General features: G+C 74.9%; 15 protein-coding genes. 1 reads left to right on the top strand and 14 read right to left on the bottom strand.

The genetic code is table 11. The features are described 5' to 3' along the window. Nucleotides 1-9: 9 nt before the first annotated feature. The 14 genes from ACI8AB_RS01780 to ACI8AB_RS01715 all read right to left on the bottom strand — a co-directional run bounded on the left by ACI8AB_RS01780 (nt 10) and on the right by ACI8AB_RS01715 (nt 12,158). On the bottom strand, nt 10-1,368 hold the full coding sequence (locus ACI8AB_RS01780) for a flagellar hook-length control protein FliK (protein WP_456948724.1): 1,359 nt from the start codon (nt 1,366-1,368) through the stop codon (nt 10-12). After that, nucleotides 1,365-2,348, bottom strand: coding sequence for an NlpC/P60 family protein (locus tag ACI8AB_RS01775; RefSeq protein WP_456948723.1), 984 nt, complete (start codon nt 2,346-2,348; stop codon nt 1,365-1,367). The genes ACI8AB_RS01780 and ACI8AB_RS01775 overlap by 4 nt, the downstream gene beginning before the upstream one ends. Continuing rightward, nucleotides 2,336-2,794, bottom strand: coding sequence for a flagellar export protein FliJ (locus ACI8AB_RS01770; protein WP_456903316.1), 459 nt, complete (start codon nt 2,792-2,794; stop codon nt 2,336-2,338). The genes ACI8AB_RS01775 and ACI8AB_RS01770 overlap by 13 nt, the downstream gene beginning before the upstream one ends. Nucleotide 2,795: 1 nt before the next feature. Further along, nucleotides 2,796-4,115, bottom strand: coding sequence for a FliI/YscN family ATPase (locus ACI8AB_RS01765; protein WP_456903315.1), 1,320 nt, complete (start codon nt 4,113-4,115; stop codon nt 2,796-2,798). Then, nucleotides 4,112-4,966, bottom strand: a complete 855-nt coding sequence (locus tag ACI8AB_RS01760; RefSeq protein ID WP_456948722.1) for a FliH/SctL family protein — start codon at nt 4,964-4,966, stop codon at nt 4,112-4,114. The genes ACI8AB_RS01765 and ACI8AB_RS01760 overlap by 4 nt, the downstream gene beginning before the upstream one ends. Next, nucleotides 4,950-6,029: a flagellar motor switch protein FliG gene (gene fliG / locus ACI8AB_RS01755; RefSeq protein ID WP_387993858.1), complete on the bottom strand. Its 1,080-nt coding sequence runs from the start codon at nt 6,027-6,029 to the stop codon at nt 4,950-4,952. The genes ACI8AB_RS01760 and fliG overlap by 17 nt, the downstream gene beginning before the upstream one ends. Further along, nucleotides 6,026-7,624 carry a flagellar basal-body MS-ring/collar protein FliF gene (gene fliF / locus ACI8AB_RS01750; RefSeq protein WP_456948721.1) on the bottom strand — a complete coding sequence of 533 codons (1,599 nt, stop codon included), beginning with the start codon at nt 7,622-7,624 and terminating at the stop codon, nt 6,026-6,028. Before fliF ends, fliG begins: the two co-directional genes overlap by 4 nt. Beyond that, complete coding sequence (locus ACI8AB_RS01745; RefSeq protein WP_456948720.1) at nt 7,624-7,950, bottom strand: flagellar hook-basal body complex protein FliE; 327 nt, start codon at nt 7,948-7,950, stop codon at nt 7,624-7,626. The genes fliF and ACI8AB_RS01745 overlap by 1 nt, the downstream gene beginning before the upstream one ends. Nucleotides 7,951-7,952: 2 nt before the next feature. Continuing rightward, nucleotides 7,953-8,351: a flagellar basal body rod protein FlgC gene (locus tag ACI8AB_RS01740; protein ID WP_387993866.1), complete on the bottom strand. Its 399-nt coding sequence runs from the start codon at nt 8,349-8,351 to the stop codon at nt 7,953-7,955. Nucleotide 8,352: 1 nt separating this feature from the next. Continuing rightward, nucleotides 8,353-8,700 carry a flagellar basal body rod protein FlgB gene (locus tag ACI8AB_RS01735; RefSeq protein ID WP_387993869.1) on the bottom strand — a complete coding sequence of 116 codons (348 nt, stop codon included), beginning with the start codon at nt 8,698-8,700 and terminating at the stop codon, nt 8,353-8,355. A gap of 353 nt (nt 8,701-9,053) precedes the next feature. After that, entirely contained in the window at nt 9,054-9,398 is a 345-nt protein-coding gene (locus ACI8AB_RS01730) for a hypothetical protein (protein ID WP_456948719.1), read from the bottom strand. Further along, nucleotides 9,395-9,781: a flagellar export chaperone FliS gene (gene fliS / locus ACI8AB_RS01725; RefSeq protein ID WP_387993874.1), complete on the bottom strand. Its 387-nt coding sequence runs from the start codon at nt 9,779-9,781 to the stop codon at nt 9,395-9,397. Before fliS ends, ACI8AB_RS01730 begins: the two co-directional genes overlap by 4 nt. A 44-nt stretch (nt 9,782-9,825) precedes the next feature. Continuing rightward, nucleotides 9,826-11,217, bottom strand: coding sequence for a flagellar filament capping protein FliD (gene fliD, locus ACI8AB_RS01720; protein ID WP_456948718.1), 1,392 nt, complete (start codon nt 11,215-11,217; stop codon nt 9,826-9,828). Between the two features lie 110 nt (nt 11,218-11,327). Beyond that, nucleotides 11,328-12,158 (bottom strand): flagellin N-terminal helical domain-containing protein, encoded by an 831-nt coding sequence (locus tag ACI8AB_RS01715; RefSeq protein ID WP_456948717.1) that lies wholly within the window; start codon nt 12,156-12,158, stop codon nt 11,328-11,330. Nucleotides 12,159-12,486: 328 nt separating this feature from the next. Here ACI8AB_RS01715 and ACI8AB_RS01710 point away from each other — a divergent pair, with 328 nt between their 5' ends. Beyond that, nucleotides 12,487-13,587: a hypothetical protein gene (locus tag ACI8AB_RS01710; protein ID WP_456948716.1), complete on the top strand. Its 1,101-nt coding sequence runs from the start codon at nt 12,487-12,489 to the stop codon at nt 13,585-13,587. Nucleotides 13,588-13,648 lie beyond the last annotated feature (61 nt).

Genomic DNA, 13,648 nt, shown 5'->3' with positions numbered 1-13,648 from the left:
CGGCTCCTCTCAGGCCCGGACGTCGAGGACGCTCGACGTGGGGTGGTCGGCGGCGGCAGCCGGGCGGCTCCCGTCGGTGTCGGGGGTGCGCAGCCACGGCCGGCCGCGGTCGTCGGCGGGGCCACGACCGTGGGCACCGCCCTGCGCGGACCCGCGGCCGTGCTCGCCGGCCTGCTGCTGGGCCTGCTGCCAGCCGGCCTGCGCCTGCGACGAGCCGGAGCCGGCCGCGTCGCGGTCCACCTGCAGCCGCGAGCAGGTCAGGCCCGAGGCCTCCAGGTCGCGGCGCAGGTCGGGCAGGGCGTCGAGGAGGGCGGCGCGGCCGGCGTCGGAGGCGCCGCGCAGGCTGAGCTCGACCGTGCCGGAGTGGACGGTCACCCGGACCTCGACCGGGCCGAGCGTCTCGGGGGTGAGCACCAGCGTCATGGTGTGGGTGCCGTCGGGGCCCGCGGCCAGCGTGGCGACGGTGGGGGCGACCTGGGCGGCCACCGGTGGCTGGGGCACGTCGGGCCGGGCCGGGGCCGCGGCCGGGGTCGCCGATGCGGCGGCCGGTGCCGGGGCGGGCGCCGGGACCGCCGACAGCGGGCTCCCACCGGAGGTGCCGGGGTCGCGCTCCAGCGCGCCCGGGTCCGCGGCCGCGGGGACCGGTGCGGCGGCCGGTGCGGCCGGCGCCTCGGCGGGGACGGGCAGGGCGGCCGCCGGGACCGGCGCCGGCCGCGGGTCGGCCGCGACGACGACGAGCCCCGCGGGCAGCGCCGCCGCGGCGGGAGCCGCGGGCGGAGGGGCCACGGGGGCCGGGACGGCGGTGCCGGGCAGTGCGGCGGGCACGGTCGCCGCGCCGGCGCCCGCGGCGACCGGCGCCGGGGCGGGCCGGGGGAGGCCGGCGGCGACGCCCGGCACCGCGACGGCCCCGGCGGGGACGGCGCCGTGCGCGGCGGCCGCACCGGGGGCCGCGACGTCGGTGCCGCCGGGGGTGCCGCCGGGGGTGCCGCCGGGGGTGGTCGTGCCGGTGCCGGGGACGGCGGTGCCGAGGGCGAGGGCCAGCGCCCAGCCGGCCGGCAGCGCGCCGGGCGGCACGGGGGTGTCGCCCGCGGGGCGGGCGTCGGCCGGGGCTGCGTCGTCGGCGCTGCCGGCCGGGGTGCCGGCGGTGGCCCCGGGGCGGCCGGGGTCGCCGTCGCGGCCCACGGCGCGGCCGGGACGGTCGCCGTCGCGGCCGACGCCGCGGTCGGCGCGCGGACGCCCGGCGGCGGCGTCGTCGAGGACGTCGTCCAGGGCGGACGCGAAGCCGGCGGCCGAGCCCGGGTCGGAGCCGCCGGCCGGGGAGGCCGGGGCGGGCGCGGCCGCGGCGACGGTCAGGACGGGAGCTGTCACGAGTAGGCCTCCGCGGCGCTGGTGACCTTGCGGACGTAGGACCGGGTCTCGGCGTACGGCGGGATGCCGCCGTGGCGGGCGACCGTGCCGGGACCGGCGTTGTAGGCGGCCAGCGCGAGGTCGGTCGAGCCGAACCGGTCGGTGAGCTGGCGCAGGTAGCGGGCGGCGCCGTCGATCGACGACGCCGGGTCGCCGGCGTCGACGCCGAGGCCCTGGGCGGTGGCCGGCATGAACTGCATGAGGCCGGTGGCGCCCGCGGGCGAGACGGCGGAGGAGTCGAAGCCGGACTCGACCTTCGCCACCGCGGCGAGCAGCGCCGGGTCGACGCCGTGCCTGGCGCCGGCGGCGGTGAACAGGTCGGCGTACGGGACGCCCGCCAGGCCGGCGCCGGGGGCGGTCACCGCCGTGGAGGCGGTGGCGGAGGCGGGCAGCACCCGGCGGATGACGGTCGGGGTGCCGACGTCCTGCACCCGGACGACGTCGCCCTCCTGCGGCGCGGCGATCATCTTCCCGTCGCCGACGTAGATGCCGACGTGGTCGATGCCCGGGCGCGACGGGGAGTTGTCGAAGAACACGAGGTCGCCGGGGCGGGCCTCGGCCAGGCTCGCGACCGGGGTGCCCGCGGTGGCCTGCTGGGAGCTGGTGCGGGGCAGGTCGACGCCCAGGTCGGCGAACACCCGCTGCACCAGGCCGGAGCAGTCCAGGCCCACGGACGGATCGGTGCCGCCCCAGGCGTAGGGCACGCCGAGGTAGCGCCGCGCCGCGGCGACCGCCTGGTCCTCCAGGCCGCTGCCGGCGGTCGCCGCCGCGCCGGTCGCCGTCGTGGCCGCGGTGCCGGTGAGCCCGGCGGCGGACGCGGCGCTGGCCCAGGCAGCCGACGTCGAGGCGGCGGACGTCGAGGTGGCCGAGGCCGAGGCGAAGGTGAGGATCCGGTTCTGGATCTCGGCGATGCGGCTGTGCACCGCGGTCAGTCCCTCCACGGGTCCTCCTCTCCCTCGGGTCCGGTCCCGGCGTGCCGGGCGGTGACCAGGTCGTCGACCGCGCGCTCCTCGGCGCTGAGCTCGGCGGTCCGCAGCGCGAGGAGGTGCCGCTCGCGCAGCTTCTCCAGCGCCCTGGTCCGCTGGGCGGCGGCGGTCCACCGCGCGCGCAGCAGCCCGGCCTGCTCGGCCGAGGCCTGCGCCGTCGCCCGTGCAGCTGTCACATCGGCAGCCGCGGCGGCCGATGCGACCATCGCGGCGACGAAGACCTGCGCCGGCGCGGACGCGGGCGGGACCCGCGCGGCCAGCGCGGCGGCCTGCGCCTCGGCGCGGCGCTCCGCCTCGCGGGCCGCGGCGGCCGCCTCGGCGGCGGCCCGCTCGGCGGCCTGCTCGGCGGCGCGGCGGACCCGCAGCACCGGCTCGAGGCGGAAGGCGGCCGGCTTCGCCACCTCAGCCGGCCGTCACGAGCCGGTGCAGCATCGCCCAGGCGTCGTCGGGGGAGGTGCTGTCCTCCAGCGGCTGGCGCAGGAAGGCGTCGATGGCGGGGGACAGCGCGCGGGCGCGGTCGACCAGCGGGTCGCTGCCGGCCTGGTAGGCGCCGATCTCCACGAGCTCCTTGACGTCGCGCAGCGCGCCCATCAGCCGCCGCATCTCGCGGGCGTCGGCCATCCGCGCGGGCGCGGTGACCGCGCCGGCGACCCGGGAGATCGACTCCAGGACGTCGACGGCGGGGAAGTGGCCGGTGGTGGCCAGCCTCCGGGTGAGCACGACGTGCCCGTCGAGGATCGAGCGGGCGGTGTCGGCGATCGGCTCGTTGTGGTCGTCGCCCTCGACGAGCACGGTGTAGAGGCCGGTGATCGACCCGGTCGCGCCGGGCCCGGCTTTCTCCAGCAGGCGCGGCATCATCGCGAAGACGCTCGGCGGGTAGCCGCGGGTGGCCGGGGGCTCGCCGGCGGACAGGCCGACCTCGCGCTGGGCCATCGCGGTGCGGGTGATGGAGTCCATGAGCAGCAGCACGTCGCGGCCCTGGTCGCGGAAGCCCTCGGCGATGCGGGTGGCCACGAACGCCGCCTTGAGCCGCACCAGCGGCGGCTCGTCGGAGGTGGCGACGACGACGACCGTGCGCGCCATGCCCTCGGCCCCGAGGTTCTCCTCGAGGAACTCCTTCACCTCGCGGCCGCGCTCGCCGATCAGCCCGATGACCCGGACGTCGGCCTCGGTGCCGCGGGTGATCTGCGCGAGCAGCGTGGACTTGCCGACACCGGACCCGGCGAAGATGCCCAACCGCTGGCCCTTGCCGACCGGCACGAGGGTGTCCAGCGCGCGGACGCCGACCGGCAGCGGCTCCTCCACCCGGCGGCGGGACAGCGCGTGCGGGGTCTCGCTGGCGAGGTCCACCCAGTCGATGCCCCCGCCGCTGCCGGGGCCGAGCGGGCCGTGCCCGTCGACCGGGCGGCCCAGGCCGTCCAGCACCCGGCCGAGCAGCGCCTCGCCGACCGGCACCTGCAGCGGCATGCCGGTGTTCCGGACCGGCGCGCCGGCGCGCACGCCGCCGAGCTCGCCCAGCGGCATGCAGGTGAGCCGGTCCCGGGAGACGGCGACCACCTCGGCCACGAGCCCGCGCGGTCCGGGGTCGACCTCGACGAGGTCCCCGACGGCGGCGGCGACGCCCTCGACGGTGAGGGTGAGCCCCATGGCGCCGACGACCGAGCCGGTCAGCTGTGGGCGGGCGGCCAGGCGGGCGCGCTGCAGCAGCGCGGTGGTGCTCACGCCGACAGCACCGCCCGCACCCGCGCGAGCGCCGTCGACAGCTGTGCGTCGACCCGGCGGGGGCCGCACTCGGCGACCGCGCCGGCCCGCTCGACGGCGTCGTCGCCGACGACGGTGACCGACCGCGGCAGCGCGGCGAGGGCGGCCGGCGGGACCTCGGCGAGGTCGTCGGGGTGCAGCCGGACGACGGCGGGGGCGTCGGCGGGGACGAGGGTCAGCGCGCGGCGGATCGCGTCCACGCCGGCGGTGGTCGAGGCCGACAGTTCGCGGCCGAGCAGGTCCTCGACCAGCGTCAGGACGCCCTCGACGACCGTGTCGCGGACGTCCTCGGCGGTGGGCACCACGGCGGCGTCGAGGGCGGCGACGGCGGCGCCGAGCGCGGCGGTGGCCGAGGCCATCCGGCGCTCCCAGCGGGCCTGCGCGTCGGCCAGCCGCGCGGCCGCCTCGGCCTCGGCCTCGGCGACGACCCGGCCGGCCTCGGCCAGGCCCTCGGCGTAGCCGGCGCCGTGCCCCTCGGCGCGGGCGAACTCGCGCAGCCGGGCGAGCTCCTCGGCGTAGACGTCGCCGAGCCGCAGCACGCCGCGGCCGTTGGGCACCGGGACGTCGGCGGCGCGCCGGACGGAGGACCGCCGCTCGACGACCACCTCGGGCGCGCCGTCCACGACGGGCAGCGTCAGGGGCCGGGTCGGCTGCTCGGTCGGCTGGTGGGTCGCCGCCCGCGGTGCCGGGCGCGGCTCGGGGACCGTCGTCCCCGGCACCGAGCGGTACGGCGCCGCCGCGCTGGCCGAGGCCCCGCGCAGCAGCACCGACTCCCGGGGCGTCGGACGGGGCCCGTCAGGAGACGAACTCATCGTCCCCACCGCGCGAGATGGTCAGGACGCCCTGCTCCTCGAGCGTGCGGATGACCGCGACGATCTTGCCCTGCGCCTCCTCGACCGTGCGGGCGCGCACGGGGCCGAGCAGCTCGATCTCCTCGGCGAGGTTCTCGGCGGCCCGCTCGGAGAGGTTCCGGACCACCTTGTCGCGGACGTCGGGGCGCACGCCCTTGAGCGCGGTGGCCAGGTCGTTGGCCTCGACCTCGCGCAGCACCAGCTGCATCGAGCGGTCGTCGATGGTGGTGATGTCCTCGAAGACGAACATCTGCGCGCGCACCTGCTCGGCCAGCTCCGGGTCGGAGGTGTCCAGCCACTCGAGGATCGAGCGCTCGGTCGGCCGCGGCGAGCGGTTGATGATCTCCACGAGGGTCTCGACGCCGCCCACGGTGGACATGTCCTGGTGGGCGAGCAGCGACCCCATGCGGCGGCCGAGCTCCTCCTCCACCAGCCGGACCATCTCCGGGGAGGTGCGGTCCATCGTGGCGATCCGGTGGGCCACCTCGGCCTGCTGCTCGGGGGAGAAGCCCGAGAGCACCTCGGCCGACTGCCCGGCCGACAGGTGGGCCAGCACCAGGGCGATGACCTGCGGGTGCTCGTCCTTGAGGAAGGTGACCAGCTGGCGGACGTCGGCGTTGCGCAGCGAGGCGAACGGCACCTCGGTGTAGACGACGTTGAGCCGGGCGAGGATGCCCTCGGCCTTGTCCTCACCGAGGCCGGCGGCCAGGATCTCGCGGGCGAACTCGACGCCGCCGCGGCCCACGTACCGCTGTGCGGCCATCATCTGCGAGAACTCGGTGAGGACGCCGTCGACGTCCTCCGGCTCGACCGAGCCGAGCTTCATGATCTCGCGGGTGAGGGCCTCGACCTCGCGCGGGCGCAGCTTGGACAGCAGCAGCCCGGCCTCCTCCCTGCTCATCTGGGCGAGGAAGACGGCGGCCTTGCGCAGGCCCGGCATCTCGGGACGCGGGGGAGCCGGCGGCAGCGCGGGCAGGTTGGTCCCGCCCGCGCCCACCAGCTGCTCGACGCTGGCGAGCGTCACTTGACGTCACTCAGCCAGCCGCGCAGCATCTGCGCCACCTCGTCCGGACGTTCGCTGACCATCGTCGCGATCTCCCCCCGCACCCGCTGCCGCTCCGCGGCCTCCAGTTCCAGCGCCCGGTTGTCCAGGACCGCCGTGTCGTCCCGCGAGCTGGACACCCGCAGCCGCTCGAGCTCGGCGATCAGGCCCTCGTCGAGCTCCAGGGGCTCGTCCTCCTCGTCCTCCTCGTCGTCGCCACGGCGGCGCGAGCGCAGCCACACGACGAGGACCAGCAGCGCGATGCCGAGCGCGATGCCGCCGTTCTTGACCAGGGACCACATCTGCGCCTGCTGCTCGGCCTCGCGGGCCGCGGTCATCTCCGCGGCGGCGGCGTCGGCGGCGGTGGTGTCGAAGGCGAGCGAGGCGACGCTGATGTCGTCGCCGCGCACGGTGTCCAGGCCGACGGCGTTGCCGATGAGGTCCTGCACCTGCGTCTGGTTGAGGTTGCCGGCCACCGTGTCGTTCAGGACCACCGCGACGGTGAGCCGGTTGACCTCCCCGGGCGCGGTGACGGTGTTGGTGACCGTCTGGTCCACGGAGTTGTTCGCCGTCGTCGACTCGGTCGAGTAGGTGGAGGTGCCGCCGCCGGCGCCGTTCGCGGCGTCGGCGGTGTTCTCCGGGCCGAGCACGCCGCCGACGGCGGTGCCGTCGCCGGTGTACTGCTCGGTCGAGGTCTGCTCGGAGACCGGCGGCGTGCCCTGGGTGTAGCCGTAGGTCGTCGCGGTGCTGTCGCTCTGCGACATGTCCAGGTCGGCGCGCACGGCGACGCGGGCGTTGCCCGGGCCCAGGACGGTGTCGAGGATGGCCTGGGCGTTGGCGGCCAAGCGGCTCTCGTAGTCGGTCTCCATCTGCGAGCGGGCGTCGCCGGAGGCGGCGCTCACGCCCTGGCCGGCGGCCGAGAGCAGCTGGCCGGTCGAGTCGGAGACGGTCACCTGCTCGGGGTCCATGCCCTCCACGCTGGAGGAGACCAGGTTGGTGATCGACTGGATCTGCTCGCCGGCGAGCTCGGTGCCCGGCTCCAGGTCCAGGAGCACCGAGGCGGTCGGCTCGCGCTCGTCGGAGGCGAAGACCTCGTCCTCGGGCAGCGCGACGTGGACCACGGCGGTCTGCACGCCGTCGAGCGCCTCGAGGGTGTTGGCCAGCTCGCCCTCGATGGCGCGCTGGTACTGCACCTGCTGCTGGAACTCGCTGGTGGTGATGCCCTGCTCGTCGAGCAGCGCGTACCCGGTCTCCGAGCCGGCCGGCAGGCCCTTGCCGCTCATCTGCAGCCGCAGGTCGTAGACCTGCTCGTGGGCCACGAGGATGGTGCCGCCGCCGTCGGCGAGCTCGTAGGAGACGCCGGCGGCGTTGAGCTCGTCGACGATCGCCGAGGCGTCGGTCGAGGCCAGGTTGGAGAACAGCGGCGCCATGGTCGGCGTCGTGATCCAGCGGTAGAAGAAGAAGCCGCCCAGAGCCAGCCCGGCCACCAGCAGGCCGATCACGACCTTCTGGCCGAGGCTGATGGTGGCGAGCGTGCTCCGCAGCTTCGCCAGCGGCCCAGCGAGTGCGGCAGGCATCAGACGGGCATCCTCATGATCTCGGTGAAGGCCTCGACCGCCTTGTTCTTGAGGGTCACGACCACCTCGGTGGCCACGGAGGACTCCTGGGCGGCGATCATGTAGTCGTGCACGTCACGCAGGTCGCCGGTGGCGCCCTGCACGGCGAGGGCGTCCTTGGCCGACTGCAGGCTGCCGAGCTGGTCGAGCGCGCCGGTCAGCGCGGCGGCGAAGCCCTCGCCCGACGTCGAGGTCGCCGGGGCCGCGGCCGTCGTGCCGCTGATCCCGCCGAGGGCGCCGATCGTCGGGACGCCGGGCAGCGAGATGCCGTCGATGGGGGAGCTCACGGTCAGCCCTTCCCGAGCTGGAGGGCGGCCTGGTAGGCGGTGGTCGCCCGCTCCAGGGACGCCAGGTTCGCCTGGTAGCCGCGCTGGGCCATGATCAGCTGGGTCATCTGGTCGCCGAGGTCGATGTCCGGGTACCGGACGTAGCCCTCGGCGTCGGCCAGCGGGTGGTCGGGCTCGTGCACGAGCCGGCCCTCGCCGCTGCCGAACTCGGCCCGGGCGATGCGGACGCCGCCCTCACCGGAGCCGTAGTCCACGGCCTGCGCGACGACCATGCGCTCCCTGAACGCCTCGCCGTCGGTCGAGCTGACCGTGTTGATGTTGGAGATGTTGTCCGAGACGGCGTCCATCCAGCGGCGGTGGACGGAGAGCCCGGACCCGGAGACGTCGAGGCTGTCGAACACGTCAGGACGTCCTCAGGGCCGTGCGCAGACCGCTGTACTTGCCGTCGAGCGCGGTGAGCGCGAACTGGTAGCGCAGGCCGGTCTCGGTGGCGATGACCGTCTCGCTGTCGAGGTTGACGTTGTTGCCGTCCTCGCGGGTCGGCTCGAACGAGCGCGCGATCGAGCCGCCGGAGACCGTCGGCGTCCTGCCCTGCCGCAGCTCGGCGCGCAGCGAGGACTCGAAGTCCGTGCGGCCGGCGAGGAAGCCCGGGGTCTGGACGTTGGCGATGTTGTCCGCGGTGACGCGCTGGCGCTGGGCCAGGCCGCTGAGCGCCGCGTGCAGCGTCGTCATCGTGACGTCGCTGATCATCGGGTGGACCGCCGGCGGGCAGGACGGCAGGACACGACTGGCCTCCGGGTACGTCGGGTTGCCCCGGCGCGCGAGCGCAGGGGAGGGGCCGCCGATCCGTGGCGAGAGTGGTGCTGTCCGTGCAGGGCCGACATCGGCAGCGTTGCGTTACACCTTGACCACGTTGCGTGACTCAGGTGACGAGTGTGACGGATGGCGGGGACGAGCCGGGTGGGCACTGCCGGGGCCCGTGTCGCCTCCCGAGCCGCCTCCCGCGCCCGGAGGGCGGTACCGGCCCGGGGACGACGACGGCCGGGCCCGCCGCGAGGCGGACCCGGCCGGGCCGGTTCGTCGTGGAGTGTTGCCAGTCGGGCTCAGAGGGCCCTGTCGATGAAGGCGGGCACCGGGCGGGGCCGGTAGGCCATCCGCGCGGCGACGTCGCGCTGGCGCTGGGACTGGGTGATCCGCTCGACGAGCTCCTCGGCGACGGCGAGCTGGTGCTGCAGCAGCCGGGCGGCCCGCTCGCGCAGGTCCGCCGGCACCGGGCCCAGCACGCTGGGCGGGGTCCAGTCCTCCATGCGCCGGCCCCAGGCGGCGATCTCCTCGGCGCGGTTGCCGCGGATCGCCCGCTCGGCGTCGAGGACCTCGACCTCCATCTCCTCGAGGACGCTGGCCCACTCCGCGCGGCGCTGCTCGTCCGCGGAGTGCGCCGCGGTCATGCGGTGCCCGCCAGGCTGGCGGCGGCCTGCCGCCAGGCGTCGCGCAGCGGCTCGACGACCCGCAGGCACGACTCGACGCGGTTGCGGTCGCCCTTGACGTTGGCCTGCACGAGCTCGGTGATCAACCACGAGTACAGCGCGGCGAGCCGGGGTCCTCCCTCCCACGCGTCGACGCGGAGGCTCGCACGCAGCTCGAAGACGACGTCCTGCGCGTGGGTCAGCTGCGTGCCGGCGGTCCGGCGGTCGCCGGTGGCCAGCGCGGACGCGGCCCGCTCGAGGTCGAGGGCCAGCCGGTCGTAGAGCATGACCAGGAGTTGCTGGGGGGACGCGGTGGCGACGGAGTCGCCCACGTATCGGGCGCGCAGCGCGGCGGCAGTGCTCATCAGGTCTCTCCTCGGACTCGCGCGGGCGTCAGGTGGTCAGGGGGTCACGACGACGACAGGGACGACAGCTGCGAGGACAACCAGGACGCCTGGTTCCTCAGCGTCCCGAGGGCGGTCTCCATCGCGGTGAACTGGCGGGTGAGGGTCGTACGGCGCAGCTCGAGTCGCAGGTCCCACGCCTCCACGCGCTCGTCCAGGTCCTTGGCCCTCTCCTCGGTGCTCCTCACGAGGAGGGTCAGGGTCCCGTCCGTGGTGTTCGACGCCGTCCGTGCGATGTCGGCCAGTTTGGCGGCGATGCCCGTCGGCAGGGACTGGTTGTCCGAGGTGGTGGCGGCGTCCCCGTCAGGCCCGGGCAGCGTGGTGACCTGACGGAACATCCGCTGCACGACGGCGGGGTCGGCGGCCAGCTCGTCGAGGAAGGCGGTCTCGTCGAAGGTGTAGCGCCCGTTCTGGGTGAGCTCGAGGCCGACCGCTGAGGACGAGCCGTCCTCGCCGACGGCGAACGACAGCACGTCGAGGACCCGCGAGGCGAGCTGGCGCAGGGCGCTGTCGCCCTTCAGCACGGCCGTGCTGCTCGTGCTGTCGGTGCGCGTGGAGATCGCGTCCAGCAGGGCGTTGGCCGAGGTCACCAGGGCCTGCACGTGGTCGGCGATGGCCTCCGGGTCGGTCGCCACCTGCACGGTCACCGAACCGGCCGGCTCGGTGACCGTCAGCGTGACACCGTCGAGCAGGCCGGTGAAGGTGTTGGTCGCGGAGGTGACCTTGTAGCCGGTTCCCTCGCCGACGGTGAGCTGTGCGTTGGCGCCCCGCGTCACGGTCGTGAAGGTGTCCGGTGCGCCGACGCCGAAGCGGGATGCCTCGCCGGTCCTCGTGGAGGTCACCTGCAGCTGGTACTCGGTGGGGGAGGTCCGGACGGCGGTTGCCGAGAGCCCCAGGTCGCTGCGGGCCGTGATCGCCGCAGCCGCTTCCGCGAGCGTGCTGCGGCCGTCGCCGTTGCGGTCGACGGTGATGGTGTGCGTGGTGCCGCCCACCTCCACGTCGATGGTGGCGGCGCCGAAGTCGAGGTCGGCCGCCGTCTGCTGATCGGTGGCGGTCCACTTCTGTGTGCTGATGACCGAGTGGGCCTTGGCGACCCAGTCGACACGGAAGGAGAGGGAGCCGGGCGCGGCTCCGGTGGTCGCGGAGGCGCTCACGGCCGTGGAGGAGCTGGTCGCCTTGACCGACTGCCAGGCGGAGTCGCCGGCCAGCTTCTCCGCGGCGGTCCTGAGTGCGTCGACCCGGCTGTTCACGTCGCGGTAGGCCGTCACCTGCTGCTGGGTCCTCGAGAGCCGCTGCGCGAGGAGGGTCTGCGGATTGGCCTCGACCGCCATCAGCTGGTCGATGATCGTGGCGGTGTCCATGTTGGACACCAGACCGCTGATGCTCAGACCGGCCATCGGGACTCCTCGACTCGTGAGCGGGGGGAGGACGAGCGCAGTGAGGGGGGAGGCCAGGGCCTCCCCCCTCACCGGGTGGTGCTAGGTGGTGCTCAGGCGCTGCGCCGAGGTCAGCGGAGCAGCTGCAGGATGTTCTGCGACGCCTGGTTGGCCTGGGCCAGCATGGCCGTGCCGGCCTGGCTCAGGATCTGCGTCCGGGAGAAGTTGGTCATCTCCTGGGCCATGTCGGTGTCCCGGATCCGGGACTCCGACGCGGTCAGGTTCTCCATGGTCGCGTTCAGGTTGTTGACCGTGTGCTCGAACCGGTTCTGGTAGGCACCCAGCTCCGCGCGAGCGGTGGAGATGCTCTCGATCTGGGCGTTGATCGCGGTGATGGCCGCCTGGGCGCCCGACGCGCTCGACAGGGAGACGGCGCTCAGCGCGGTGGCGACGGCGTCGACGTCGGCACCCGACAGGTTGATGGTGATCTGGCTGTTGGTGTCGCCGTCGGCACCGACCTGGAACTTCAGCGACGAGGCGGAGCCGTCGAGCAGCTTCGTGCCGTTGAAGTTGGTCGCACCCGCGATCCGGTTCAGCTCCTCGGTCAGCTTGGTGACCTCGGTGCCGATGGCCGCGCGGGCCTTCTCGTTGTTCGAGTCGTTGCCGGCCTGGACGGCCAGGTCACGCATGCGCTGCAGGATGGAGTGGACCTCGGTGAGCGCGCCCTCCGCGGTCTGCACGACGGAGATGCCGTCCTGCGTGTTGCGGACGGCCACCTTGAGGCCGCCGATCTGCGACCGGAGCCCCTCCGAGATGGCCAGACCCGCGGCGTCGTCGGCGGCGCGGTTGATGCGGTAGCCGGAGGACAGCTTCTCCAGCGACTTGCCCATCTGGCCGTCGGTGACGGTGAGGTTGCGGTAGGCGTTGATCGCCGCGATGTTGGTGTTGACGCTGAGACCCATGGTGTTCCTCCTTGGACGTGGGCCGTTTCCTGATCCCGCTGGCATCCGTGCTGGCGGGCCTTGCTCCATGGGTTACGGCGGCAGGGCGCGGGACCTTTAACCGAACCGGGCAGCTTTCTCGCGGATCCTCCGGACGGGGCGGTCCGTGCAGGCTGCCCGCGGTGCGGGCGGCGTCCCAGGCGGCACGGGAGGCTCGGCGCTGCACTGGGGCCCCAGTCCGGCGCGTCGGACGGCCGGGGAGCGGCCTGCCCGGCCATACCGTCGCGGGACCCCGCCTCGGCTCTCGCCGCGGGGAACCCCACCCGTCGTCCTCCCAGGGGGAGCACCCATGCGCGTCCTGCTCTCGACGACCCGCTTCGCCGGGTCGCTGTACTACCGCACGGCGGAGCCGGCCGAGGCCGTCCAGGCGGCCGGGATCGGCGTCGAGTGCTCGACCACCTACGGCCTGAAGACCGTCATGGCGCAGCGGCCGGGCGAGGACGTCCTGTCGGTCCGCGAGGTCGATGCCGAGGGTGCCGACGTGGTGGTCCTCCAGCTGCCGAAGACCAGGGAGAGCCTGGACATCCTGAGGCTCCTCCAGGCCCAGGGCGTCGCCGTGGTCGTCGAGCTGGACGACCTGTTCCGGGCCGTGCCGTACGGGCACACGGCCTTCCGCACCCTGAAGACCCTCTCGATCGACGAGTACGTGCTGGCGTGCGCTCGCGAGGCCGATCTCGTCACCGTCTCCTCGGCCGCGCTCCTCGAGGAGTACGCCGGACACGGACGAGGTGCGTACATCCCCAACGCGGTCCCGCGTCGGATCGCCGAGCTGCCGCCGGCGTACGAGCGGGACCCGGAGGTCGTCACCGTCGGGTGGACCGGTTCCGTGCCGACCCACCCCTACGACCTGCAGGTGATGGAGTCCGGGCTGCAGCAGGGCCTGGACCGCACCGCCGGCCGGAGTCGCTTCGTCATCCTCGGGCAGGCCGCGGACGCCCGGACGCGCCTCCACCTCCCCGAGGACCCCGTCGAGGTCCCCTGGAAGCAGGACGTCGACCAGTACCTGACGACCATGGGGGAACTGTTCGACGTCGGGATCGCTCCGCTGCGACTCGACCGCTTCAACGAGTGCAAGAGCTGGCTCAAGGTGATGGAGTACGCCGCGCGTGGCGTCTTCGCCCTCCGGTCACCCAGCGCGGAGTACGAGCGCCTCGGTCTCGGACGACGCGCCAAGCGTCCCCGCGACTGGGCTGCCGGTGTCGCTGCCGCCGTGGACGCTCCGGACGCCCGGCGGGAGAAGGCGGCCCAGGACCGGGCCGTCGTGCTGGAGCGGCACCTGACGGAGCACACCGCCGAGCGCTGGGCGGCGGCGTGGCGCCAGGCGCGGGACAACCGGACGCGCGCCCAGAAGGGCCTGGGCCCACGGTCGTCCCTCGCCGGGGTCGGGTGACGGGCCCCCGAGCCTCCCCGGGTCCCCGCGACGGCCCCGGTCCCGCACGTGCGGGACCGGG

Source organism: Geodermatophilus sp. SYSU D00698 (genome assembly GCF_054050335.1).
The sequence above is the reverse complement of the archived record's forward strand: the minus strand, read 5'-3'. Positions and strand labels throughout refer to the sequence as shown.